The organism is Sphingomonas sp. LR60 (genome assembly GCF_036855935.1).
Classification (GTDB): Bacteria; Pseudomonadota; Alphaproteobacteria; order Sphingomonadales; family Sphingomonadaceae; genus Sphingomonas.
The window spans coordinates 2,495,326-2,517,198 of sequence record NZ_JASPFK010000001.1; the positions used below are offsets into that span (position 1 = coordinate 2,495,326).

Below are 21,873 nucleotides of genomic sequence, written 5' to 3' on the forward strand. Positions count from 1 at the left end.
CCACCTATATCGCGGTTCGTCACACGCGGTTGCGCTGCCGTAACGGGGCGTGGCGGCGACGAAGTCACAAATATGCAGGGGCTAGGTAAAGCACTCATGGCAAAAGTTATCGGTATCGACCTCGGCACCACCAATTCGTGCGTGGCCGTGATGGAAGGCGGCAAGGCCAAGGTCATCGAGAATGCGGAAGGCGCGCGCACCACGCCGTCGATCGTCGCCTTCGCCAAGGATGGCGAGCGACTGATCGGGCAGCCCGCCAAGCGTCAGGCCGTCACCAATGGCGACAACACGATCTTCGCGGTGAAGCGTCTGATCGGGCGCCGCTTCGACGATCCGGTCACCAAGAAGGATACCGAGCTGGTCCCGTACAAGATCGTACGCGGCTCGAACGGCGATGCCTGGGTCAGCGCCGGTGGCAAGGAATACAGCCCGTCGCAGATCAGCGCCTTCACGCTCCAGAAGATGAAGGAAACCGCCGAATCGTATCTCGGTGAGACGGTGACGCAGGCGGTCATCACCGTGCCGGCGTACTTCAACGACGCGCAGCGTCAGGCGACCAAGGACGCCGGGCAGATCGCGGGCCTCGAAGTGCTGCGCATCATCAACGAGCCGACCGCGGCGGCGCTGGCCTATGGCCTCGACAAGCAGGACGGCAAGACGATCGCGGTCTATGACCTTGGCGGCGGCACCTTCGACGTCTCGATCCTCGAGATCGGCGACGGCGTGTTCGAGGTGAAGGCCACCAACGGCGACACCTTCCTGGGCGGCGAGGACTTCGACAACAAGATCGTCGAATATCTGGCCGAGGGCTTCAAGAAGGACGAGGGCATTGACCTCGCCAAGGACAAGCTCGCGCTGCAGCGGCTCAAGGAAGCCGCCGAGAAGGCCAAGATCGAGCTGTCGTCGGCGGCGTCGACCGAGGTCAACCTGCCCTTCATCACCGCCGATCAGAACGGCCCGAAGCATCTGGTGAAGACGATCACCCGCGCCGATCTGGAGCGGCTGGTCGAGGACCTGATCAAGCGCACGCTCGATCCCTGTAAGAAGGCGCTGGCGGATGCTGGCGTGTCGGCCAGCGAGATCAGCGAAGTCGTGCTGGTCGGCGGCATGACCCGCATGCCGCGCGTGCGTGAGATCGTGAAGCAGTTCTTCGGCAAGGACCCGCACACCGGCGTCAACCCGGACGAGGTCGTCGCGATGGGCGCCGCGATCCAGGCAGGCGTGCTGCAGGGCGACGTCAAGGACGTGCTGCTGCTCGACGTGACCCCGCTGTCGCTGGGCATCGAGACGCTGGGCGGCGTGTTCACGCGCATGATCGACCGCAACACCACGATCCCGACCAAGAAGTCGCAGACCTATTCGACTGCCGATGACAATCAGCAGGCGGTGACGATCCGCGTCTTCCAGGGCGAGCGCGAGATGGCGGCGGACAACAAGCTGCTCGGCCAGTTCGACCTGCTCGGCATCCCCGCCCCGCGCGGCGTGCCGCAGATCGAGGTGACGTTCGACATCGACGCCAACGGCATCGTCAACGTCAGCGCCAAGGACAAGGGCACCGGCAAGGAGCAGCAGATCAAGATCCAGGCGTCGGGTGGTTTGTCGGACGCCGACATCGACAAGATGGTCCGCGACGCCGAGAGCTTCGCCGAGGAGGACAAGAAGCGCCGTGCGGCAGCGGAGGCGAAGAACAACGCCGAATCGCTGATCCACACCACCGAGCGTCAGCTTGCCGACAATGGCGACAAGGTCGACGAGTCGCTGAAGGGTGAGATCCAGTCGGCGATCGACGCGGCCAAGGCGGCGGTCGAGTGCAACGACCCGGAGCAGATGAACGAGAAGAGCCAGGCGCTGGCGCAGGTCGCGATGAAGCTGGGTCAGGCGATCTACGAGAAGCAGCAGCAGGCCGATGCCGCGCCGCAGGGCGAGGCGGGCGCCGAAGAGGCCAAGAAGGACGACGTGGTCGACGCCGAATTCTCGGAAGTCGACGAAATGAAGTAAGGTCTCCCGCAAGGCCCTCTCCCCTGCGGGGAGAGGGTTGGGAGAGGGGCAGTGAGGAAAGGTGACGATGCATCGCAAGTCAGCGTTCGTGGCCGCCCCCTCGCACCCACGCTCTACTCCTTCCAACCCGTCATCCCCGCGGAGGCGGGGATCCAGACACGCCGACGCTACTGCAAGAAGCGCCACGTCAGAGGTTCTGGATCCCCGCCTACGCGGGGATGACGGTAAGCAATTCCGGGTCGTCCGCACTTTCCTGCCGGAATGCCGATCCGACCTAGAGGCCGCATGACCGAAATCGACTATTACGAGCTGCTCGAATGCGAGCGCACCGCCGATGCCGCGACGATCAAATCGTCGTATCGCAAGCTTGCGATGAAGTATCATCCGGACAAGAACGCCGGGTGCAAGGACTCCGAGGCCCGGTTCAAGGCGGTCAGCGAAGCCTATGATTGCCTAAAGGACCCGCAGAAGCGCGCGGCCTATGATCGCTTCGGCCATGCCGCGTTCCGCAACGGCGGCGGCGGCGGGCACCAGGCGCAGGATTTTGGCGGCTTCTCCGACATCTTCGAAAGCGTTTTCGGCGAGTTCATGGGCGGTCAGCGCGGCGGCGGGCGGCAGCAGACGCGCCGCGGCGCCGACCTGCGCTACGACATGGAGATCACGCTGGAGGAGGCGTTCCACGGCAAGGAGACGGAGATCACCGTCGACATCTCCGCGCCCTGCGACACCTGCCACGGCACCGGATCGAAGCCGGGCACGCACGCCCACACCTGTCAGCATTGCCACGGCCACGGCAAGGTCCGTGCGCAGCAGGGCTTTTTCGTCGTCGAGCGCGCCTGTCCGCTGTGCCACGGCTCGGGACAGGTCATCACCGATCCGTGCGCCGACTGTCGCGGCGAGGGCCGTGTCGAGAAGACCAAGACGCTCGCCGTTTCGGTCCCGCCCGGCGTCGACGAAGGCACGCGCGTCCGGCTGACCGGCGAGGGCGAAGCGGGCGCGCGCGGCGCACCGGCCGGCGACCTCTACATCTTCCTCCACGTCAAGCGCCACGCCTTGTTCGAACGCGAGGGCACGACGCTGTTTGCGCGTGCGCCGATCAGCTTCACCACTGCGGCGCTCGGCGGAACGATGTCGATCCCCGGCCTCGACGGCAAGCGCCACGAGGTGAAGATTCCGGCGGGCATCCAGTCTGGCAAGCAGTTGCGGCAGCGCGGCGCGGGGATGCCGGTGCTGCAAGGTCGCGGCCACGGCGATCTGGTCATCCAGATCGATGTCGAGACCCCGACCAAGCTCAACACGCGGCAGCGCGCCTTGCTCGAGGAGTTCCGCGAAACCGAAACCGGTGAGGAATGCCCGCAGAGCCAGGGCTTCTTCTCGCGGCTGAAGAATGCCATTGCGGGCGAATGACCGAGCCTGAAGAAAACGTGCCCGCGGGGTCCAACGCGCCAGCGTCTCAACATTCGCAACATTCGCCCGTCGAGACGGGGTCGCAACATTGCGGCCTGGTTGCGGTGGTCGGCGCGCCGAACGCCGGAAAGTCGACGCTGGTCAATGCCTTGGTCGGGCAGAAGGTCGCGATCGTCAGCCCCAAGGCGCAGACGACGCGCACCCGGCTGATGGGCGTCGCGATCGAGGGCGATACGCAGCTGCTGCTGGTCGACACCCCCGGCATCTTCGAGCCGAAGCGCCGCTTCGACCGCGCGATGGTATCGGCGGCCTGGGGCGGCACCGAGGGCGCGGACGTGATCGCGCTGGTCGTCGACGGCAAGGGCGGGCTCGGCCCCAAGGTGACCGAGATCGCCGAGGCGCTGAAGGGCCGGCCCGAGCCGATCTACCTCGTGCTCAACAAGGTCGACCTTGCCGACAAGCCGAAGCTGCTGCTCCATGCCGAACGGCTCAACGGCTTACTGCCGTTCGCGGAGACGTTCTTCATCTCCGCGCAGACCGGGGACGGCGTCGCGCACTTCAAGCAGCAACTGGCCAAGGCGATGCCCGCCGCCCCGTGGCATTATCCCGAGGATCACGTCTCCGACGCGACCGAGCGCGCGATGGCCGCCGAGGTGACGCGCGAGCAATTGTACCTGCAGCTTCACGCCGAGCTGCCTTACGCCAGCGTCGTCGAAACCGAGAAGTTCACCGACCGCCCGGACGGCTCGACCGAGATCCACCAGCAGATCATGGTCGAACGCACTTCGCAGCGTGCGATCGTGCTCGGCAAGGGCGGCGCGCGCATCAAGGAGATCGGCGCGAGGGCGCGCGCGGAGCTGGCGGTGCTGCTCGACCGCCCGGTGCACCTCTACCTGCACGTCAAGGTCAAGCCCGGCTGGGACGAGGACCGCGGCGTCTACCGCGACCTCGGGCTCGACTGGGTGGAGTGACGCTGGCACAACCACCTTCGCCCCTGCGCAGGCAGGGGCCTATGTCTCTCTCCGCCACAACCACGTGATCGACCCTCACCGTCACCCCGGCGCAGGCCGGGGTCCAGCGCGCCGTGCAAGCGACGGCAGCGGCGTCCGCGGCAACGTGGATCCCGGTCTTCGCCGGGATGACGAAAGAAGGGCAGACGGACGCACATCCCTCATGACAGCGCCCCCGACCGCAGGCATGTAACTGAAATGGCGCTTTTCACCCGCCTTCGTACCATCCTCGCCGAGGAACGCTGGGACTATGCGCCCCACGAGCGCCCGGTCATGCCCGGCTCGCCCGGTTCGCCCGACCACCCGCCCCAGCGCAAGCTGGCCTATGCACTGGTCGCCGTCCTCGTCGGGCTGACCAGCGGGTTCGGCAATGCGCTGGTCAGTGCGAACACCGTCACGCTGGCGGGTGCGCTCGGGCTCGATCCGGCGGAGATCGCGTGGCTGCCGACGGTCTATGTCATGACCAACGTCAGCATCAATTTGCTGCTCATCAAGTTCCGGCAACAATTCGGGCTTCGTCCCTTCGCGATCATCTTCCTGTCGCTCTACCTGCTGCTGACGCTCGGCCATCTGTTCGTGCGCGATTTCTGGTCGGCGGTGCTGGTGCGCGGCGCGAGCGGGATGGCGGGCGCGGCGCTCAACACCTTCGCGCTTTATTATCTAATGCAGGCATTCCCCGCCAAATGGCGGCTGCGCGCGATCGTGCTCGGGATCGGCATTCCGCAGCTCGCCACCCCGCTCGCGCGGTTATTCTCGCCCGAACTGCTGTCGATGAGCCAGTGGCGGACGCTCTATCTCTTCGAACTCGGGCTGTCGGCGCTCAGCCTCGCCGCGGTGCTCGCCTTCCGCCTGCCGCCGACGACACGGCAGAAGGCGTTCGAGAAGCTCGACTTCGTCACCTTCGCGCTGTTCGCCGGATCGATGGGGTTGTTCGCGGCGGTGCTCGGCCTGGGGCGCTACGTCTGGTGGACGCAATCGGCGTGGATCGGCTGGGCGCTGCTCGGCGCGATCCCGATGCTCGCGGCCGCGCTCATCATCGAACACCACCGGGCCAACCCGCTGCTCAACACCCGCTGGCTGGGCAGCGCCGACATCATCCGCTTTGCGGTCGTCACGTTGATGGCGCGGATCGTCCTGTCCGAACAGACCTATGGCGCGGTCGGGCTGCTGACCGTGCTGGGGCAGAACAACGACCAGCTCGTGCCGTTCTTCACGATCATCTTCCTGGCCACCGTCGCCGGGTTCGTCATCAGCGCGATCACGCTCGATCCGACCAAGCTCGCGCATCCGGTGATGCTCGCGATCGGGCTGGTCGCGATCGCCGCCTGGGTCGATTCCTATTCGACCAGTCTGACCCGCGCGCCGCAGCTCTACGCGACGCAGGCGACGATCGCCTTCGCGGGCGCCTTCTTCCTCGGGCCGTCGCTGTTGTTCGGGATGACGCGCGCGCTGCAACAGGGCGCTGGGCACGTCATCAGCTTCCTCGCGCTGTTCGGCGTGCTCAATTCGATCGGCGGGCTCGCCGGCACCGCGCTGCTCGGCACGTACCAGATCGTCCGCGAGAAGGCGAACAGCGCGGCGCTGGTGCAGGCGATCGACCCGACCGACCCGATCGTGCAGGCCCGGCTCCAATCGGGTGCAAGCGGCGTCGCGCGCGTCGTCGGCGACCCAACCTTGCGCAGCGCCGAGGGCGGCGCGCTGCTGTCGCAGGCCGCGACGCGCGAGGCGAACGTGCTCGCCTATGACGACATGTTCCGGTTGATCGCGGTGCTGGCGGCGCTCACCTTCTTCTACCTTCTGTTCCTCCTGCTGCGCCGTTCGTGGCGCGCACGCGTTCAGGCCACCGCATGACCGATACTCGTTCCCCCGTCGCTCCCGGCCCCGTCACGGAGGAGAAAGTGGCCGAGGACGCTGCCGTCACGGCCCCGGCCCCGCCGGCCGGCTCCGGGTGGCGACCGCCCGCACTGTCGCGCACCGCGATCGCGCTGATCCTGTTGCTCGCCGTCGCCGGGATCGCGCCGGTGTTGGCGGCATGGCGGGTGTGGCCGTTCACCACCGCCTATGAGTCGACCGACAACGCCTATGTCCGCGGACGCACGACGGTGATCGCGCCGCAGGTGTCGGGCTATGTCACCCGCGTGCTGGTGCGCGACTTCGAGAATGTGAAAGCCGGCCAGCCGCTCGTCACGATCGACGACCGCATCTATGCGCAGCGCGTCGAACAGGCGCAGGCGCAGGTCGAAGCCGCGCAGGCGACGCTCGCCAACAGCAACCAGACCGCGGCCAGCCGACAGGCGTCGTTCGGCGCGCAAGGCGCGGCGGTCGCCAACGCCCGCGCGCAATTGATGCGCGCGCAGGCCGATATGAACCGCGTCAACGATCTCGTCACCGACGGCTCGGTGTCGTTGCGTGAACGCGACCAGACGCTTGCCGCGCTCCGACAGGCACAGGCGCAGCTCAATCAGGCGCAGGCCGCCCAGGAGATCGCACGGCAGGACATCCGCACCGTCGCGGTCGGGCGCGGCGGGCAAGAGGCCGGCGTGTCGGGGGCACGCGCCGCGCTGCGTCTCGCCAAGATCGACCTCGCCAATACCGTGATCCGTGCGCCGGAAGCGGGACGGCTGAGCGAAGTCGGCGTCCGCGCCGGGCAATATGTCACCGCCGGGTCGCAGCTGATGTTCCTCGTTCCGCCCGAGACGTGGGTCATCGCCAATTTCAAGGAAGCGCAAACCGCGCGGATCACGGTCGGGCAGCGCGCCAGCTTCACCGTCGACGCGCTCGCCAACGCCCGGCTGACCGGGCGCGTCGAGCGAATCTCGCCCGCCGCTGGCAGCGAGTTCGCGGTGCTCAAGTCCGACAACGCCACCGGCAATTTCACCAAGGTGCCGCAGCGGATCGCGGTGCGCATCCGCGTCGACCCCGGCCAGCGGCTCGCCGAGCGGCTGCGCCCCGGCATGTCGGTGCAAGCGCGCGTCGACACCGACGGCGTGCCCGCGCCGCAATGAGCAGGTCGCGCGCGCTGTTGCTCCCGCTGTTGCTGGCGGGATGCGCCCTGCCCGGCCCGCGTCGCGCCGCGCCCGACGCTGCTGCGGTCGTGCCGCCGCCAGCGTGGCGCAACGCGCTGCCGGTCGGTGGCGCCGTACAGTCGGGCTGGTGGCAGGGGTTCGGCGACCCGGTGCTGACCGCCTTGGTCGAGCGCGCGCTCGCCAACAATCTCGACATCCAGACCGCCGCCGCGCGCGTCGAGGAAGCGCGTGCTGCCGAGTCCCTGGCGCGCGCGCAATTGCTACCGCAGGTCGGCGGCGCGGTGCCCGAGACACAGGGGCAGCAGATCAGCGCGCTCGGCACCACCGCACGCTCGGCGGCGGTGCAGCCGGGGCTGACGCTCAGCTACGATCTCGACCTGTTCGGGCGCTTGCGACAGGCGACACGCTTGGCGCGTGCGCAATTGCTCGCCACCGAGGCGGCAGCGGATACGGTACGGCTCGCGACCGCCGCGACGACGGCACAAAGCTACATCACGTTGCGCGCGCTCGACCACCGGCTCGCGATCGCGCGCGACACGCTCGCGGCACGCGCCGAGGCGCTGCGGATCGCGCAACGGCGCTTCGAGGCGGGCTATACGTCGCGGCTCGAATATCGGCAGGCGCAGGCCGAATATGCCAGCACCGCGCAACTCGTCCCTGCCGCCGAACTCGCGATCACGCGCGCCGAAAATGCGCTGGCGCTGCTGACCGGCGACGTGCCGCGCGCGATCGATCGCGGGGTGACGCTGGAGCGGCTCGCGGCTCCGGCGATCCCGGACGGGCTGCCCGCCGACCTGCTGCGCCGCCGCCCGGATCTGTTCCAGGCCGAGCAGACCCTGGTCGCCGCCGACCGCTCGCTCGACAGCCAGCGCGCGGCGATGCTGCCCAATCTGTCGCTGACCGGCGCGGCGAACCTCGTGCTGTCGACCGCGCTCGCGCAGCCGGAGGTGGTCTTCTCGCTCGGCGCGAGCATCCTTGGCCCGATCTTCGACGGCGGGCGGCTGCGCGCGCAGGAACGCGGCGCGACCGCACGCCGCGATCAGGCCGCCTTCGCCTACCGCCGCACCGCGCTGACCGCGTTCCGCGAGGTCGAGGATGCGCTGGCCGGCGTGCGCCGCACCGGCGAGCAGGCGCAGGCGTTGTCCGATCAGGTCGCGGCCTCGCGCGGCGCGCTCCAGAACGCCACCAATCGCTATCGTGCGGGGTACTCGAGCTATATCGAGCAGCTCGATGCGCAGCGCACGCTGCTGACCGCCGAACTGTCGCTGGCCCAGGCGCGCGCCGATCGGCTCAACAGCTATGTCGCGCTCTATCAGGCGATGGGCGGCGGCTGGTCGCGTCCGGAGGTGACGGCGGTGGAGCGCTAAACGGTCCGTCATTCCCGCGCGGGCGGAAATCCAGAACCTCCGACGTTTGTGACTCTTGCGAAAACCTGCGCGTCTGGATTCCCGCCTTCGCGGGAATGACGGGAGTGCTCAAGGCATTCCGGCGATCTTGTCCCCGGCCGGTTCCTCCGCTTCGATGACATTGGCGCCCTCCACCGTCGGCGGCTGCAGGAACGACGTCAGCAGGTAGAACACCAGATTGCTCCCCTGCGTCAGCGCCCCGCCTGCGAGCAACAACCCCGCCATCGCCTCGCGCGGGCCATTGATCGTGCCGCTCATCTCAAGCGCGGCACTCAGGAACAGCAGGTCCCGGTTGGGGATCACCGGCAGGCGGGAAATCACCATTTGCGCGGTGAGAAACACCAGCCAGACGCTCCACGGTTCTTGCGGCAGCACCACCGCCCATTGCGTCGCCTGCAGCAACACGGTCGCGACGATGCGCGCGCTGTGGATCGCCATCACCTGCGTCATCCGGCGTGCCGGCATCGCGATCAATTGCTTGCGCAGGCGGAACAGCAGCGGTGCGACGAAGATCGTCCCCAGCAACCCCGCGATCAACAACGCTGGGCCCGGATCCAGCCATTTTGCGATCCGCCGTGCGTCGCCCGCCGCCGCAAAGGCGATCAGCAGCATCAGCGTCACGCCCCCCGACGCGAGCGCGGACAGGATCGCATTGTCTTTCAGCCCGATCGCGATCGTCTTGGCGGGCAAGCCGATGACACGCCGCAGCCAGACGAACAGATATAGCTCACCGGAATAGCCGACCAGCGCGCTATTGAGGATCCGCTTGCGGATATAGATCGGAAAGCCACCCGGCAGCGGCCGTCCGAAGATCGTGCGGAACACCGCGATCTCCGACGCCGGCAGGATCAGGAAACCGACCACGAACAGGATGTAGAACAGCGGGTTGACCGGCAGGCTGGCGATTACGTCGCGCCAGCCGATCGCGCGGACCTTCAAGGCCATCCACGCGATCATCCCGACGAAGAAGGCGATCCGCGCCACCTTGCCTGCAACTTTCGCCGCCGGACGATCCGCCAGCGCGCGCCAGCGTTCGAGACGTTGCTCCAGCATCGCCGTGGCGCGTCAGAAGATGCCGAGCGCACGCGATTCCGCGTAGAAGGCGTCGAACGACGCCTGCTGACGCGGTGTCAGGCGGAACTGCGAGTAATTGTCGGTGGTGTGGAACAGCTTGCGAATGTTCCACTCTACGATGTCGCGCGGACGCAGCGCGACACGGCGGGTGAAGTGATCGCGTTCCCACGTGTTGCTGCCGTGGAAGCACCGGATCAGCAGGCCCGCCCACTCCGATCCCATCGTCACGACGCCGCGCTTCACCCATGCGTCGCGGAAAGTGCTGTCCTCACCCTTCCGCTCGGAGGGATAACGAATGCTGTCGTCACGGATGTGCAGGATCGTGCTGGGCGCGCCGCCCTGGATGTAGCCGACATAGGGCCGCTCCAGCCACGCCGGATCGTCGAGATGGACGAGCGTCGCCGTGGTCCAGCACGCCGCCTTGTCTCCCAGCACCTGATGCTGGCGCGACAGGCGCTCCGGGTCGAACCAGTCGTCATCGTCCCAATGCGACATCAACGCACCGCGCGCGATGTCGAGCGACAGGTTGCGCAGGTCGCCCAGCGTGCGCGTGGGATCCTTCACCAGCCGGTGGTGGATCAGCCGCTCGGGCGGGATCGCGGCGAGGATCGGCGTATAATCTTCGTCGCCGTCGTCGACGATCACCATCTCGCGGTTGGGATAATCCTGCGAGAGAAAACAGTTGATCGAGCGCTCCGCCAGCTTGCGGCGATTGGCCGTCACCATCAGGCACGAAATCCGCGGACCATCTTCGGCGAAGGGCGAGATCATGCGCAGAGCCCCGCGTGCTGGGCAGGAGCCCGCGAACCGGCTACCAGCGACCACTGCATGACGCGTATCATCTTCATCCTCAGCTATCCCACCTACGTCAGCGTCGCCGACCAGGCCGAATGGCTGGCGTGGAACAATCGCGACCGTCGGATGCCCGCTATCCTATCGGCGATGGGGGTGGAAGTCGAGTTGTGGGGGATCGGGCGCACGCCGCAGGTTGTTGAAGCGGCGGGCGATGACGGTACACGCTACACCGTCCGGCTGTTCTGCGCCGATAATCCGCGCCGCGCGCCCCGCGAGCATGTCAGCACCGCGATGCTGGAGGCGGCACGCGCCGCCACCGACGCCTTCTTCGTCGTGATCGGCACCAACGGCGGGATCGGCTATCACCTGTTCGATCGACTGCTACGCCCGGAGCGCCGCCGCTACGCGGTCATCATCGGGGGCGATTACTGGAGCCGCTTGCTGCCGCACGCGAAGTTGGTGTTCCCGGAGTCGGCAGTGCAGGAACAGGCGCTGGCCCACCCACGCTTCTTCTGGCGCGCGCCGATCCCACGCGCGCGAATGCTGCGATTGCCCAAGGCGATCGACACCGAGCTGTTCCATCCCGTGCTGTGTCCGGTCCAGTGGGACGTAATCGCGATCAGCCGTCTATCTCGCTGGAAAAGCTTCGACGAAGTCGGCGCGCTGTCGCAGCGTTACCGCGTGGCGGTGGCGGGTGGCGGACCCGATGCGGCGGCGCTTGCGAAACGCTTTCCCAAGATCGTGTGGCTGGGGCATGTGCCGCATCGTGATGTGCCCGGCCTGCTCCACCGGTCACATGTCTATTTTCACGCCGGCCGGCGCGACTATTTCCCGCGCGCGATCGTCGAGGCAATGGCGTGCGGGAAGCCGGTGATCGGCTTCGGTGCGCGGATGGGTGATGACGTCATCCCCGCCGATTGCGGGCTTAGTGTCGACCGTGCGACCTTCGCCTCCGCGACGGCGGCGCTGCTCGACGACCCTGCGCGGATCGCCGCGATGGGCGCGGCGGCACGGCGACACGCCGTCGCGACACACGGGCTGAATAGCAGCGTGGCGGCCTGTCAGGTGCTCGCAGGAATGCTGCGGTGAAGTGGTCCTTCGTCATTCCTTACTTCAACGAGGCCGATTATCTGCCCGCGACGCTTGAGAGCCTCGCGGCGCAGACGTTTCGACCGTTCCGGCTGATACTGGTCGACAATGGCTCCACCGATGCGTCGGCGGCGCTTGCGCGACAAGTCGGTGCGATGCTGCCCGACATTGACGTGGTGCATCTGCGCGAGCCGCGCCCGGGCAAGATCCATGCGCTCGAACACGGCCTTGCGGCGGTAGCGACACCATACATCGCGTTCGGAGATGCCGACACGATCTACCCGCCGCATTATCTCGCGACCGCCGATGCTGCTTTTGCGCCCGGTGTCGTGGCGGTGATGGGCACCGACGTGCCGGGCGACGACGCCGCGGCAGCGTTGCGCAAGCGTCGTCACGTCCGGTACGCCAGCCGGCTATGGCCGCGACAAACCCATACGGGCGGCTATGGTCAGACCTTTCGCACCGACGCGCTGCGGGCGGCCGGCGGCTACGGCGAGCGTTGGTGGCGCTACGTGCTGGAGGACCACGAGATCATGCAGCGTGTCGGCAAGCAGGGCCGGGTCGTCTATCCCTTCGATCTGTGGTGCGTGCCGTCGAACCGCCGCGCCGATCGCAGCGCGGTGAATTGGACGCTGGCGGAGCGGCTGCTCTACCATTTCACGCCCGCCGCGGCGAAGGACTGGTATTTCTACCGCTTTCTCGGGCCCCGGCTCGCGGCGCGACGAATGGACAACCTCAACCTGCGCGACAAGACGTGGCTCTGATTTAGTCGCCGGTCACTCCGGCTCCACCCCGCGCGCCAGCCGTCCGCGCGCATAGTCGAGCGCGCGCCGTATCCCGTCGTCGAGCGGGATCGTCTGACGCCAGCCGAGTTCGTCGTGGATGCGCGACGCGTCCGAATAGCGTTCCGCCACCCCAACCGGCTTGCCCTCGGTACCCAGCACCGGCGCGTCATAGCCCTCGATCGACACCATCCGCGCGGCGAGATCGAGGAAGCTGGTCGGCTTACCCGATCCGATGTTGAACGCACGCGCGTCGCTGACCCCGCGACACACCAGCAGGCACGCCTCGCACGCATCGTCGATATGCACGAAATCGCGGGTCTGGTGCCCCGATCCCCAAACCCGCACCGGATCTCGCCGCGCCGCGACCCGCAATGCGATCGCCGGAAACGGATAGACTACGTCCTGATCCTCGCCATAGCCCGAAAACGGCCGCACCACGCCGACGCTCAGGCCATATTTCTCATGCGCGATCCGGCTCAGATACTCACCGGTCAGCTTGCTCCAGCCATAGGTATAATCGGGCAGTCCCAACCGCTTCTCGAAGGAGATGTCATCCTCGTGCAGCGCGCGGCTCTCGCCGGCTTCCTGCAGGTCGATGGGATAAGCCGCGCTGGAGGAAGCATAGAGGATGCGGCCAGGCCGAGCGACCTTCGCCAACCACAGGAAGAAGGTGCTGTCGATCGCCAGATCGATCCCGACCGCCAGCGGATCGTTGTCGATCACGTTGCGCCCGCCGACCACGCTGGCGAGATGATAAACCTCGTCGAACGCCGGCAGCTTCGCGAGCCCTAGCGATGGCGTCATTCCCAGTTCCGCCTGCGCCACCGCGACGAAATCGGCACGGATGAAGCGCACCACCGCATCGTGCACCGCGACCTCGTGGAACGCGACCCCGCCCTCTTCGCCGACGTGGCGAAGCTGCGGCACCTCCCAGTCGGCCGGCGCCTTGCCGGTCGAGAGATCGTCGATGATCCAGATCTCGTTGCCGCCCTCCGCGGCCAGCTTGGCAACCAGATGGCGCCCCACGAACCCACAGCCCCCGGTCACCAGAACTCGACGTGCCACTACTGCCTCCATGCTTGCGACCGTCGCGGTGCCACCCTAGCTTCCTTGGTGCAACCCACCCCTTGTGTTGCCCAAAAGCAACACCATCTGACACCCAAGAGAAACAGGGCTTACAGATGAACCTAGAGAAATTCACCGACCGCGCGCGCGGCTTCCTGCAATCCGCACAGACCGTTGCCATCCGCCTCAGCCATCAGCAGATCGCGCCCGAGCATCTGCTCAAGGCATTACTGGAGGACGAGCAGGGCATGGCCGCCGGACTTATATCCGCGGCGGGTGGCGACGCGCGTCGCGCAGTCGCCGAAATCGACGCGGCGCTCGCCAAGGTTCCAGTGGTCAGCGGCTCGGGTGCGCAGAACCAGCCGGGCCTGTCGGCCGACGCGGTGCGCGTGCTCGATCAGGCCGAGCAGATCGCGCACAAGGTCGGCGACTCGTATGTCACGGTCGAGCGGCTGCTCGTCGCGCTCGCGCTCAGCCTCAACACCGCCGCGGGCAAGGCGCTGAAGGCCGCCAACGCCACGCCGGAGGCGCTCAACGCCGCGATCACGCAGCTGCGCGGCGGGCGCACCGCCGACACCGCCAGCGCCGAAGACCGCTACGACGCGCTCAAGAAGTTCGCGCGCGACCTGACGCAGGCGGCACGCGACGGCAAGCTCGATCCCGTGATCGGCCGCGACGAGGAAATCCGCCGCACGATCCAGGTGCTCGCGCGCCGGACCAAGAACAACCCGGTCCTGATCGGCGAGCCGGGCGTCGGCAAGACCGCGATCGTCGAGGGCCTTGGCCTACGCATCGCCAATGGCGACGTGCCCGATGGCCTGAAGGACAAGACGCTGATGGCGCTCGACATGGGCGCGCTGATCGCGGGCGCGAAATATCGCGGCGAGTTCGAGGAGCGGCTGAAGGGCGTCATCGACGAGGTCAAGCAGGCCGATGGCGACATCATCCTGTTCATCGACGAGATGCACACGCTGATCGGCGCGGGCAAATCCGAAGGCGCGATGGACGCCGGCAATCTGCTCAAGCCCGCGCTGGCGCGTGGCGAGCTGCATTGCGTCGGTGCGACCACGCTCGACGAATATCGCAAGCATGTCGAGAAGGATCCGGCGCTCCAGCGGCGCTTCCAGCCGGTGTTCGTCGGCGAGCCGACCGTCGAGGACACGATCAGCATCCTGCGCGGACTAAAGGAAAAATACGAGCTGCACCATGGCGTGCGGATCACCGACGGCGCTTTGGTGTCGGCGGCGACGCTCAGCAACCGCTACATCACCGACCGCTTCCTGCCCGACAAGGCGATCGATCTCATGGACGAGGCCGCGAGCCGGTTGCGCATGGAGGTGGAGAGCAAGCCCGAGGCGATCGAGACGCTCGACCGCCGCATCCTGCGGCTCAAGATCGAGCGCGAAGGGCTGAAGCGTGAGACCGATGCCGCGTCGCTGGACCGGCTCGACACATTGGAGGGCGAACTCGCCAATCTCGAACAGCAATCCGCCGAACTGACGACGCGGTGGCAGGCCGAGAAGGACAAGATCGCGGGCGAGGCGAAGCTGAAGGAACAGCTCGACGCCGCGCGGCTCGAACTCGAACAGGCGCAGCGACAGGGCGATCTCGCCAAGGCGGGCGAGCTGTCCTACGGGCGCATCCCCGCGCTCGAAAAGCAGCTTGCCGAGGCGGCTGGCGCGACGCAGGGCGCGATGCTCCGCGAGGAAGTGACCGCCGACGATATCGCCGGCGTGGTCAGCCGCTGGACCGGCGTGCCGGTCGATCGGATGCTGGAAGGCGAGCGCGAGAAGCTGCTCCGCATGGAGGAAGTGCTCGGCAAGCGCGTGATCGGTCAGGCCGATGCGGTGCGGGCCGTCTCGACCGCGGTGCGCCGCGCGCGCGCCGGATTGCAGGACCCGAACCGGCCGCTGGGCAGCTTCCTGTTCCTCGGGCCGACCGGCGTCGGCAAGACCGAGCTGACCAAGGCGCTGGCCGAATTCCTGTTCGACGATTCCAGCGCGATGGTGCGGATCGACATGAGCGAGTTCATGGAGAAGCACGCCGTCGCGCGGCTGATCGGTGCCCCGCCGGGCTATGTCGGCTATGAGGAAGGCGGCGTGCTGACCGAGGCGGTGCGGCGCCGGCCCTATCAGGTTGTGCTGTTCGATGAAGTCGAGAAGGCGCATGGCGACGTCTTCAACGTGCTGTTGCAGGTGCTCGACGACGGCCGGCTTACCGATGGTCAAGGGCGCACGGTCGATTTCTCGAACACGCTGATCATCCTGACCTCGAACCTCGGTAGCCAGTATCTGGCCAACATGCCCGATGACGCCCCGGTCGAGAGCGTCGAGCCGCAAGTGATGGAGGTGGTGCGCGCGCACTTCCGGCCGGAGTTCCTCAACCGGCTGGACGAGATCATCCTCTTCCACCGGCTGGGTCAGTCGCACATGGGGCCGATCGTCGACATCCAGGTCGGTCGCGTCGGCAAGCTGCTCGCGGATCGCAAGGTCACGCTCGACCTTACCGATGCGGCGCGCGCGTGGCTGGGGCGTGTCGGGTATGATCCGGTCTATGGCGCACGGCCGCTCAAGCGCGCGGTGCAGCGTCACCTGCAGGACCCGCTCGCCGAGCTGATCCTGCGCGGGCAGGTCAAGGACGGCGCGACCGTCCATGTCGACGAAGGCGACGGCAAGCTGGCGCTCTTGGTCGAGTAAGTCAGGGGCCAGCGGAGTTTTGGGCCGGGTGCTTGGCCCTCCCCTCCGTCATTCCCGCGCAGGCGGGTATCCAGAACCTCGGACGTCTTGATTTCCACGACGGCCTGCGCGTCTGGATCCCCGCCTGCGCGGGGATGACGGCAAGGGAGGGGATGACCTTAAAGGTTGAAACTCCTCGCTATCCAGCCCCGCCCGAGGCCCCTCGCACCTTGCATCGCGCCGATCGCGATGCCATCTCACACGACGAACGATCCATTTTGGGTGAGGATTTCCCTTCGGTTACGCGCGCCCGTCCGGCGCTGCGCCCGGAACAAACACGAGCGACGACCCTCCTGCCCGCAACGGGTTGGGGGTTGCCGTCATAGCGGAAAGACCTCCCGATGCAGCCCACCCCCTCCACCTCTGGCGTCACCCGCCGCAACTTGCTCGGCGCCAGCCTCGCCGCCGGCACCGCCGCGCTCGCGCCCGCCGCGCGCGCCGCGCCGACCGAGCGCAAGGTCGACGTACTGCTGATCGGCGGCGGGATCATGAGCGCGACGCTCGGCGTGCTGCTCACCCAGCTCGAACCCGGCTGGTCGATCGAATTGGTCGAACGGCTCGACAAGGTCGCCGACGAAAGCTCGAACGGCTGGAACAACGCCGGCACCGGCCATTCCGCCCTCTGCGAGTTGAACTACACGCCAATTAACACCGCCGACGGCCGCGTCGAGATCGCCAAGGCGATCGAGATCAACGAACAATTCCAGGTCACGCGCCAGTTCCTGTCGTCGCAGGTCAAGGCCGGGGTGCTCGGCAATCCGCGCAGCTTCATCAATTCGACACCCCACATGAATCTCGTCTGGGGTGACGAGAATGTCGCCTTCCTGCGCAAGCGGTACGAGGCGCTGGGAGCGAGCCCGCTGTTCTCGGGCATGGAGTTCAGCGACGATCCCGCGCAGATCGCCGGCTGGGTGCCGCTGATGATGGAAGGCCGCGCGCCGGGGCAGAAGCTCGCCGCGATGCGCTCGCCGCTCGGCACCGACTGCGACTGGGGCGAGGTGACGCGGCAATATATCGCGTCGCTTGCCAAGCAGCCGAACGTCACGCTTACCACCGGGCACGAGGTCCGTTCGCTGGAGCGCAACAACGACGGCACCTGGCGCGTCTCCGCCCGCAGCATGAAGGACGATAGCGAGCAGGTCATCACCGCGCGCTTCGTCTTCGCCGGGGCGGGTGGCGGCGCGCTGCCGATCCTCCAGAAGTCGGGCATTCCCGAAGCCGACGATTATGCCGGCTTCCCGGTCGGCGGATCGTTCCTCGTCACCGAGAATGCGGCGGTGGCCCAGCGGCATCTTGCCAAGGTCTACGGCAAGGCGGCGAGCGGATCACCGCCGATGTCGGTCCCGCATCTCGACACGCGCTATCTGAACGGCAAACAGGTGCTGCTGTTCGGCCCCTTCGCGACCTTCTCGACCAAGTTCCTGAAGCAGGGGTCGTATTTCGACCTGCCGGCATCGGTGACGCTCGACAATTTCCGCCCGATGCTCGCGGTCGGCTGGGACGATTTCGACCTCGTCGAATATCTCGCCGGGCAGCTTATCATGAGCGATGCGGACCGGATGAACGCGCTGCGCGAGTATCTGCCCGCGGCGAAAGACGGCGACTGGCGACTGTGGCAGGCCGGGCAGCGCGTGCAGATCATCAAGCGCGATCCGAAGAAGGGCGGCGTACTCAAGCTCGGCACCGAGATCGTCGCCGCAAAGGACGGCTCGATCGCGGCGCTGCTCGGCGCATCGCCGGGTGCCTCGACCGCACCGTCGATCATGCTCGATTTGCTCAAGAAGGTCTTCGCCGACCGGCTGGCGACCCCGGCGTGGCAGCAGCGCATCAGCGCGATCGTCCCCAGCTATGGCACGCCGCTCAATGCGCAGCCCGATCTGCTCGCGCGCGAATGGGCCGCGACCGCGCAGACGCTGCAACTGACGATCGCCCCGCCGCCGGTCCATGTCGCCTCGCAGCCCGCGCCGGCGGCGACGCGCGTCAAGCCGGACCGTCATCCCGATCTGGCGCTGTAACCTCGACCCGACAGGGGACGGCGGTACGGAAAAACTCGCCGCTCCCCCTGCCGTCGCCTGCGCTTTCGTGCGAAGGGATTTGTCCGACACAATCCCCGGCAGAGTGACTTCGCATGACCAGCATCGGCATCTACGGCAGCAACGGTCGCATGGGCCGCGCGATCGCCACGATCGCGGCCGGTGAAGGCGTGACGATCGCCGGGGGCGGCGATGCGGGCAGCGATCCGTTCCCCGTCGCGCACGCCGCCGATGTTCTGGTCGATTTCTCGACACCGGCGGCGCTCGAATCGCATTTGGCAGCGGCAATCGCGGCGCGAACGCCGATCGTGATCGGCACCACCGGGCTGCTCGCGACCCACCACACGCTGATCGAGCGCGCCGCGGAGTCGGTCGCGGTGCTCCAGACCGGCAATACGTCCCTCGGCGTGACGCTGTTGAGCGTGCTGGTCCGCGAGGCCGCCGCCCGGCTGGGTGCGGAGTGGGACATCGAAATCACCGAAATGCACCACCGCCACAAGGTCGATGCCCCGTCGGGAACCGCGCTGCTGCTCGGCGAGGCGGCGGCGGCCGGGCGCGACACGCGGCTCGCCGAAGTCCGCGTCGACAGCCGCGCCGGGCTGGTCGGTGCGCGCAGCGACGGCACGATCGGCTTCGCGTCCTTGCGCGGCGGATCGGTGGTCGGCGACCACAATGTCATTTTCGCCGGCGAGGGCGAGCGGATCGAGATCGGCCACCGCGCCGACGACCGCACGATCTTCGCGCGCGGTGCGGTCAAGGCCGCGCTGTGGCTCGCCGGTCGCGCGCCGGGCCGCTATGCGATGGCCGAGGTGCTCGGGCTTTGAAGAAGGCGGACGTTCTCGAATTCTACCGACGCCTCGCCGAAGCCAATCCGCATCCCGAAACCGAACTGGAGTCGGTCAACGACTACACGCTGCTGGTCGCGGTCGTGCTGTCCGCGCAGGCGACCGACGCCGGGGTCAACAAGGCGACCCGTGCGCTGTTCGCCTCGGTCGACACGCCCGAGAAGATGCTCGAGCTGGGGCTGGACGGGCTCAAGCAGCACATTCGAACGATCGGGCTGTTCAACACGAAGGCCAAGAACGTCATCGCCTTGTCGCAGGCGTTGGTCGACGAGCATGGCGGCCGCATCCCCGAAAGCCGCGAGGCGCTGGAAAGGCTGCCCGGCGTCGGGCGCAAGACCGCCAATGTCGTGATGAACGTCGCTTTCGGTGCCGAGACCTTCGCGGTCGACACGCACATCTTCCGCGTCGGCAACCGTACCGGGCTCGCCAAGGGGAAGACGGTGCTCGCGGTCGAAAAGCGCCTCGACGCCGTGACCCCGGCGCCGTTCCGCGTTCATGCGCATCACTGGCTGATCCTGCACGGCCGTTACGTCTGCAAGGCGCGCCGTCCCGAATGCTGGCGATGCATCGTCGCCGACCTCTGCGCGTTCAAGCCCAAGACCCCGCCCCCGCCCAGCCGCACGAAGGACTGACGATGCGCTTGTTGCCGGCCGCCGCCCTGCTGATCGCCGCCCCGGCCTTGGCGCGCGACCGTGCCGCGGATGTTCCGCCTGCCACTCCCGCCGGGCCGCCACGCAACTGCCTCTCGCTTACCTCGATCGATGAAACGCTGGTGCGCAGCGACCGCGTGATCGATTTCCGCACGATCGGTCGTCAGACATACCGCGTCACCTTGCCGTACCGCTGCCCCGGCCTCGGCACCGAGCGTCGCTTCGGCTACGCGACGTCGATTGGGCAATTATGCGCGCAGGATCTCATTACGGTTCTCTACGCCAGCGGCCCGATGCAGGGCGCGCGTTGCGGGCTCGCTCCCTTCCAGCCGGTCGTGCTGGCGCGCTGACGATTTTCACGATCAAAACGGGTAGCGCGGCGCGACGACGCCTGCTAGGCGACACCCACCGGCACCCGTAGCTCAGCTGGATAGAGCGCTGCCCTCCGAAGGCAGAGGCCACAGGTTCGAATCCTGTCGGGTGCGCCAGCAACATCTATCTAAATGCCTGCTTTTGCTTGGTTTTCTGGCTTGCCGCTGGCAGCCACTCCCTCTCCTGCTCCCACGTTTGATCGCGGCTACAGCCGAATGCGGGCGAACAGCGCCGATCAAATGACCTGCCCAGTTGCCTCTCAGGGTTAGGTCAAAGGTCGAGATCTATCTGCTCAGGGCGGACGTATCGCGGTGCCACGGCATAGCCCTCAGCTGCCAAACGGCGCAGCGACTCCACCTGCACCAGCCGGCGCCAACAAAGTTTGTGATTCAGCAGCCCTAACGATCGTCGTGTCGACCAGCACCGCAAGAACGTCAGAGGCGGCATGTGATTGGCACTTGGCTTCACTGAGCGGTAGAACAGCGTAATGGAATTACCGACTCCGGGGTATGTCGTATTCATCGACGAAGCAGGTGATCCAGGGATCAAGCCCGCCGGCAACGCGCCAGCGTGGACTGAGTGGTTTACACTAGGGGCGGTCGTCGTTGCGGCGCATCGCGAACCAGAAGTCCGCGGATGGATCGAGGAAATGCGGAACGTCACTCGGTCTCGCCAGAAACCAGACCTGCATTACCGCAACCTGTCGCTAGCAAATAAACGACGCGTAGCCCGGATGCTCGCTTCGAAGGAGGTCAGGCTTTTCACGCTGGCTTCGCATAAGGCAAATATGCGCGGCCATAGATCAGCTGCCTTGGGCAGAATGGGACCCGACCAGTATTATAATTGGTGTCTACGATTCATCCTTGAGCGTGTGACCGCATGGTGCGCTCGCCGCGCGCGGAGAGACCAAGTCAGCCCAGCTCTTAAAATTATCTTTTCGGAACGCGGTGGCCATCGCTACTCGGATTTGGTCGATTATTTGAAGAAACTAGACCATCAATCGCGGGCTGGGACGCTTACGCTAAAAGCTCGCTGCATGGTCCCCAACGTCCTTGTGCCGGAATTGTGCGAAGTCAGACCCCACACGAGTGTCGCCGGCCTCCAACTCGCAGACATTGTAGCGAGCGCGTTCTTCCAAGCTGCCAATTCAGCTTTGCCCACCCATGAACTTTCTCCCGCTCGGCTCTTAAATGACAGAATGGCGAAGGAAGGAAGAAGCAGGACTCACGCAAACTTCGGAGTAACACTTCTACCATTACCGCACCAAGGAACTATTCCGGCAAGAGAACGCGCCATCTTTGAATTTTATGGGTATGACTTCTCGCTGAGGTGACGGGCCCCGGCCTTCGTTTCACTAGCGGGCAGATAGGTCACCATCCGGTGGGCAACCGTCCCGCAAGCTGCTATCACGGACGAAGCGATCAGGCTGAAGGTATTCCCGGCGTATCCCGTCGCAGAGAACTGTATTCGCGGCGACTCGCGAGTTCAATCGTTTACGCCTCATCCCGGACTCGGCTCGTCCCGTTTTCGACGTCTCTCGACTCATTACGACGCCAGCCACAGACACAAGCACGTGGGTCCCG

Annotated in this window: 17 protein-coding genes and 1 tRNA gene; 15 read left to right on the forward strand and 3 right to left on the reverse strand. The window is 66.6% G+C overall.

The window, feature by feature from the left end; translation table 11 throughout:
* Nucleotides 1-96 precede the first annotated feature (96 nt).
* The 6 genes from dnaK to QP166_RS11760 all read left to right on the forward strand — a co-directional run bounded on the left by dnaK (nucleotide 97) and on the right by QP166_RS11760 (nucleotide 8,808).
* Nucleotides 97-1,998: a molecular chaperone DnaK gene (gene dnaK / locus QP166_RS11735; protein WP_333916059.1), complete on the forward strand. Its 1,902-nt coding sequence runs from the start codon at nucleotides 97-99 to the stop codon at nucleotides 1,996-1,998.
* A gap of 285 nt (nucleotides 1,999-2,283) precedes the next feature.
* On the forward strand, nucleotides 2,284-3,405 hold the full coding sequence (gene dnaJ, locus QP166_RS11740) for a molecular chaperone DnaJ (protein WP_333916060.1): 1,122 nt from the start codon (nucleotides 2,284-2,286) through the stop codon (nucleotides 3,403-3,405).
* Nucleotides 3,402-4,376: a GTPase Era gene (era, locus tag QP166_RS11745; protein WP_333916061.1), complete on the forward strand. Its 975-nt coding sequence runs from the start codon at nucleotides 3,402-3,404 to the stop codon at nucleotides 4,374-4,376. Before dnaJ ends, era begins: the two co-directional genes overlap by 4 nt.
* Nucleotides 4,377-4,613: 237 nt before the next feature.
* On the forward strand, nucleotides 4,614-6,266 hold the full coding sequence (locus tag QP166_RS11750; protein ID WP_333916062.1) for an MFS transporter: 1,653 nt from the start codon (nucleotides 4,614-4,616) through the stop codon (nucleotides 6,264-6,266).
* Nucleotides 6,263-7,420 carry an HlyD family secretion protein gene (locus QP166_RS11755; protein WP_333916063.1) on the forward strand — a complete coding sequence of 386 codons (1,158 nt, stop codon included), beginning with the start codon at nucleotides 6,263-6,265 and terminating at the stop codon, nucleotides 7,418-7,420. Before QP166_RS11750 ends, QP166_RS11755 begins: the two co-directional genes overlap by 4 nt.
* Nucleotides 7,417-8,808 carry an efflux transporter outer membrane subunit gene (locus QP166_RS11760; protein ID WP_333916064.1) on the forward strand — a complete coding sequence of 464 codons (1,392 nt, stop codon included), beginning with the start codon at nucleotides 7,417-7,419 and terminating at the stop codon, nucleotides 8,806-8,808. The genes QP166_RS11755 and QP166_RS11760 overlap by 4 nt, the downstream gene beginning before the upstream one ends.
* Nucleotides 8,809-8,916: 108 nt before the next feature.
* Here the strand turns inward: QP166_RS11760 and QP166_RS11765 are convergent, their stop codons facing one another.
* Both QP166_RS11765 and QP166_RS11770 read right to left on the reverse strand, forming a co-directional pair.
* Complete coding sequence (locus tag QP166_RS11765; protein WP_333916065.1) at nucleotides 8,917-9,900, reverse strand: hypothetical protein; 984 nt, start codon at nucleotides 9,898-9,900, stop codon at nucleotides 8,917-8,919.
* 12 nt (nucleotides 9,901-9,912) lie between these two features.
* Nucleotides 9,913-10,692 carry a glycosyltransferase family A protein gene (locus tag QP166_RS11770; RefSeq protein WP_333916066.1) on the reverse strand — a complete coding sequence of 260 codons (780 nt, stop codon included), beginning with the start codon at nucleotides 10,690-10,692 and terminating at the stop codon, nucleotides 9,913-9,915.
* A 57-nt stretch (nucleotides 10,693-10,749) separates the two neighbouring features.
* On the opposite strand from QP166_RS11770, the gene QP166_RS11775 reads away from it, so the two are divergent.
* Together QP166_RS11775 and QP166_RS11780 are read left to right on the forward strand one after the other, a co-directional pair.
* Nucleotides 10,750-11,805, forward strand: coding sequence for a glycosyltransferase (locus tag QP166_RS11775; protein WP_333916067.1), 1,056 nt, complete (start codon nucleotides 10,750-10,752; stop codon nucleotides 11,803-11,805).
* Entirely contained in the window at nucleotides 11,802-12,569 is a 768-nt protein-coding gene (locus tag QP166_RS11780; RefSeq protein ID WP_333916068.1) for a glycosyltransferase family 2 protein, read from the forward strand. Before QP166_RS11775 ends, QP166_RS11780 begins: the two co-directional genes overlap by 4 nt.
* A 12-nt stretch (nucleotides 12,570-12,581) precedes the next feature.
* On the opposite strand, the gene QP166_RS11785 is transcribed toward QP166_RS11780, so the two are convergent.
* Complete coding sequence (locus QP166_RS11785; RefSeq protein ID WP_333916069.1) at nucleotides 12,582-13,655, reverse strand: NAD-dependent epimerase/dehydratase family protein; 1,074 nt, start codon at nucleotides 13,653-13,655, stop codon at nucleotides 12,582-12,584.
* Nucleotides 13,656-13,771: 116 nt separating this feature from the next.
* On the opposite strand from QP166_RS11785, the gene clpB reads away from it, so the two are divergent.
* The 7 genes from clpB to QP166_RS18990 all read left to right on the forward strand — a co-directional run bounded on the left by clpB (nucleotide 13,772) and on the right by QP166_RS18990 (nucleotide 21,623).
* A complete protein-coding gene (gene clpB / locus QP166_RS11790) occupies nucleotides 13,772-16,351 on the forward strand; it encodes an ATP-dependent chaperone ClpB (RefSeq protein WP_333916070.1) in 2,580 nt (859 codons plus the stop codon).
* Nucleotides 16,352-16,731: 380 nt separating this feature from the next.
* On the forward strand, nucleotides 16,732-18,405 hold the full coding sequence (gene mqo / locus QP166_RS11795) for a malate dehydrogenase (quinone) (RefSeq protein WP_333916071.1): 1,674 nt from the start codon (nucleotides 16,732-16,734) through the stop codon (nucleotides 18,403-18,405).
* A gap of 113 nt (nucleotides 18,406-18,518) precedes the next feature.
* The gene (gene dapB, locus QP166_RS11800) at nucleotides 18,519-19,247 is read left to right on the forward strand and encodes a 4-hydroxy-tetrahydrodipicolinate reductase (RefSeq protein WP_333916072.1); all 729 of its coding nucleotides are present in this window, start codon (nucleotides 18,519-18,521) and stop codon (nucleotides 19,245-19,247) included.
* Nucleotides 19,244-19,900, forward strand: coding sequence for an endonuclease III (gene nth, locus QP166_RS11805; RefSeq protein WP_333916073.1), 657 nt, complete (start codon nucleotides 19,244-19,246; stop codon nucleotides 19,898-19,900). Before dapB ends, nth begins: the two co-directional genes overlap by 4 nt.
* A gap of 2 nt (nucleotides 19,901-19,902) precedes the next feature.
* Nucleotides 19,903-20,268 carry a hypothetical protein gene (locus tag QP166_RS11810; RefSeq protein ID WP_333916074.1) on the forward strand — a complete coding sequence of 122 codons (366 nt, stop codon included), beginning with the start codon at nucleotides 19,903-19,905 and terminating at the stop codon, nucleotides 20,266-20,268.
* A 61-nt stretch (nucleotides 20,269-20,329) separates the two neighbouring features.
* A tRNA-Arg gene (locus QP166_RS11815) sits at nucleotides 20,330-20,406 on the forward strand.
* 371 nt (nucleotides 20,407-20,777) lie between these two features.
* The gene (locus QP166_RS18990; protein WP_443027211.1) at nucleotides 20,778-21,623 is read left to right on the forward strand and encodes a DUF3800 domain-containing protein; all 846 of its coding nucleotides are present in this window, start codon (nucleotides 20,778-20,780) and stop codon (nucleotides 21,621-21,623) included.
* Nucleotides 21,624-21,873: the final 250 nt, after the last annotated feature.

What these genes read in the sequence shown, in the direction of transcription:
- QP166_RS11810 (WP_333916074.1), top strand. Translation starts at nt 19,903, where the DNA reads ATGCGCTTGTTGCCGGCCGCCGCCCTGCTGATCGCCGCCCCGGCCTTG.
- dnaJ (WP_333916060.1), top strand. Translation starts at nt 2,284, where the DNA reads ATGACCGAAATCGACTATTACGAGCTGCTCGAATGCGAGCGCACCGCC.
- QP166_RS11775 (WP_333916067.1), top strand. Translation starts at nt 10,750, where the DNA reads ATGACGCGTATCATCTTCATCCTCAGCTATCCCACCTACGTCAGCGTC.
- era (WP_333916061.1), top strand. Translation starts at nt 3,402, where the DNA reads ATGACCGAGCCTGAAGAAAACGTGCCCGCGGGGTCCAACGCGCCAGCG.
- dnaK (WP_333916059.1), top strand. Translation starts at nt 97, where the DNA reads ATGGCAAAAGTTATCGGTATCGACCTCGGCACCACCAATTCGTGCGTG.
- QP166_RS18990 (WP_443027211.1), top strand. Translation starts at nt 20,778, where the DNA reads ATGGAATTACCGACTCCGGGGTATGTCGTATTCATCGACGAAGCAGGT.
- QP166_RS11770 (WP_333916066.1), bottom strand. Translation starts at nt 10,692, where the DNA reads ATGATCTCGCCCTTCGCCGAAGATGGTCCGCGGATTTCGTGCCTGATG.
- dapB (WP_333916072.1), top strand. Translation starts at nt 18,519, where the DNA reads ATGACCAGCATCGGCATCTACGGCAGCAACGGTCGCATGGGCCGCGCG.
- QP166_RS11750 (WP_333916062.1), top strand. Translation starts at nt 4,614, where the DNA reads ATGGCGCTTTTCACCCGCCTTCGTACCATCCTCGCCGAGGAACGCTGG.
- mqo (WP_333916071.1), top strand. Translation starts at nt 16,732, where the DNA reads ATGCAGCCCACCCCCTCCACCTCTGGCGTCACCCGCCGCAACTTGCTC.
- QP166_RS11765 (WP_333916065.1), bottom strand. Translation starts at nt 9,900, where the DNA reads ATGCTGGAGCAACGTCTCGAACGCTGGCGCGCGCTGGCGGATCGTCCG.
- QP166_RS11760 (WP_333916064.1), top strand. Translation starts at nt 7,417, where the DNA reads ATGAGCAGGTCGCGCGCGCTGTTGCTCCCGCTGTTGCTGGCGGGATGC.
- clpB (WP_333916070.1), top strand. Translation starts at nt 13,772, where the DNA reads ATGAACCTAGAGAAATTCACCGACCGCGCGCGCGGCTTCCTGCAATCC.
- QP166_RS11755 (WP_333916063.1), top strand. Translation starts at nt 6,263, where the DNA reads ATGACCGATACTCGTTCCCCCGTCGCTCCCGGCCCCGTCACGGAGGAG.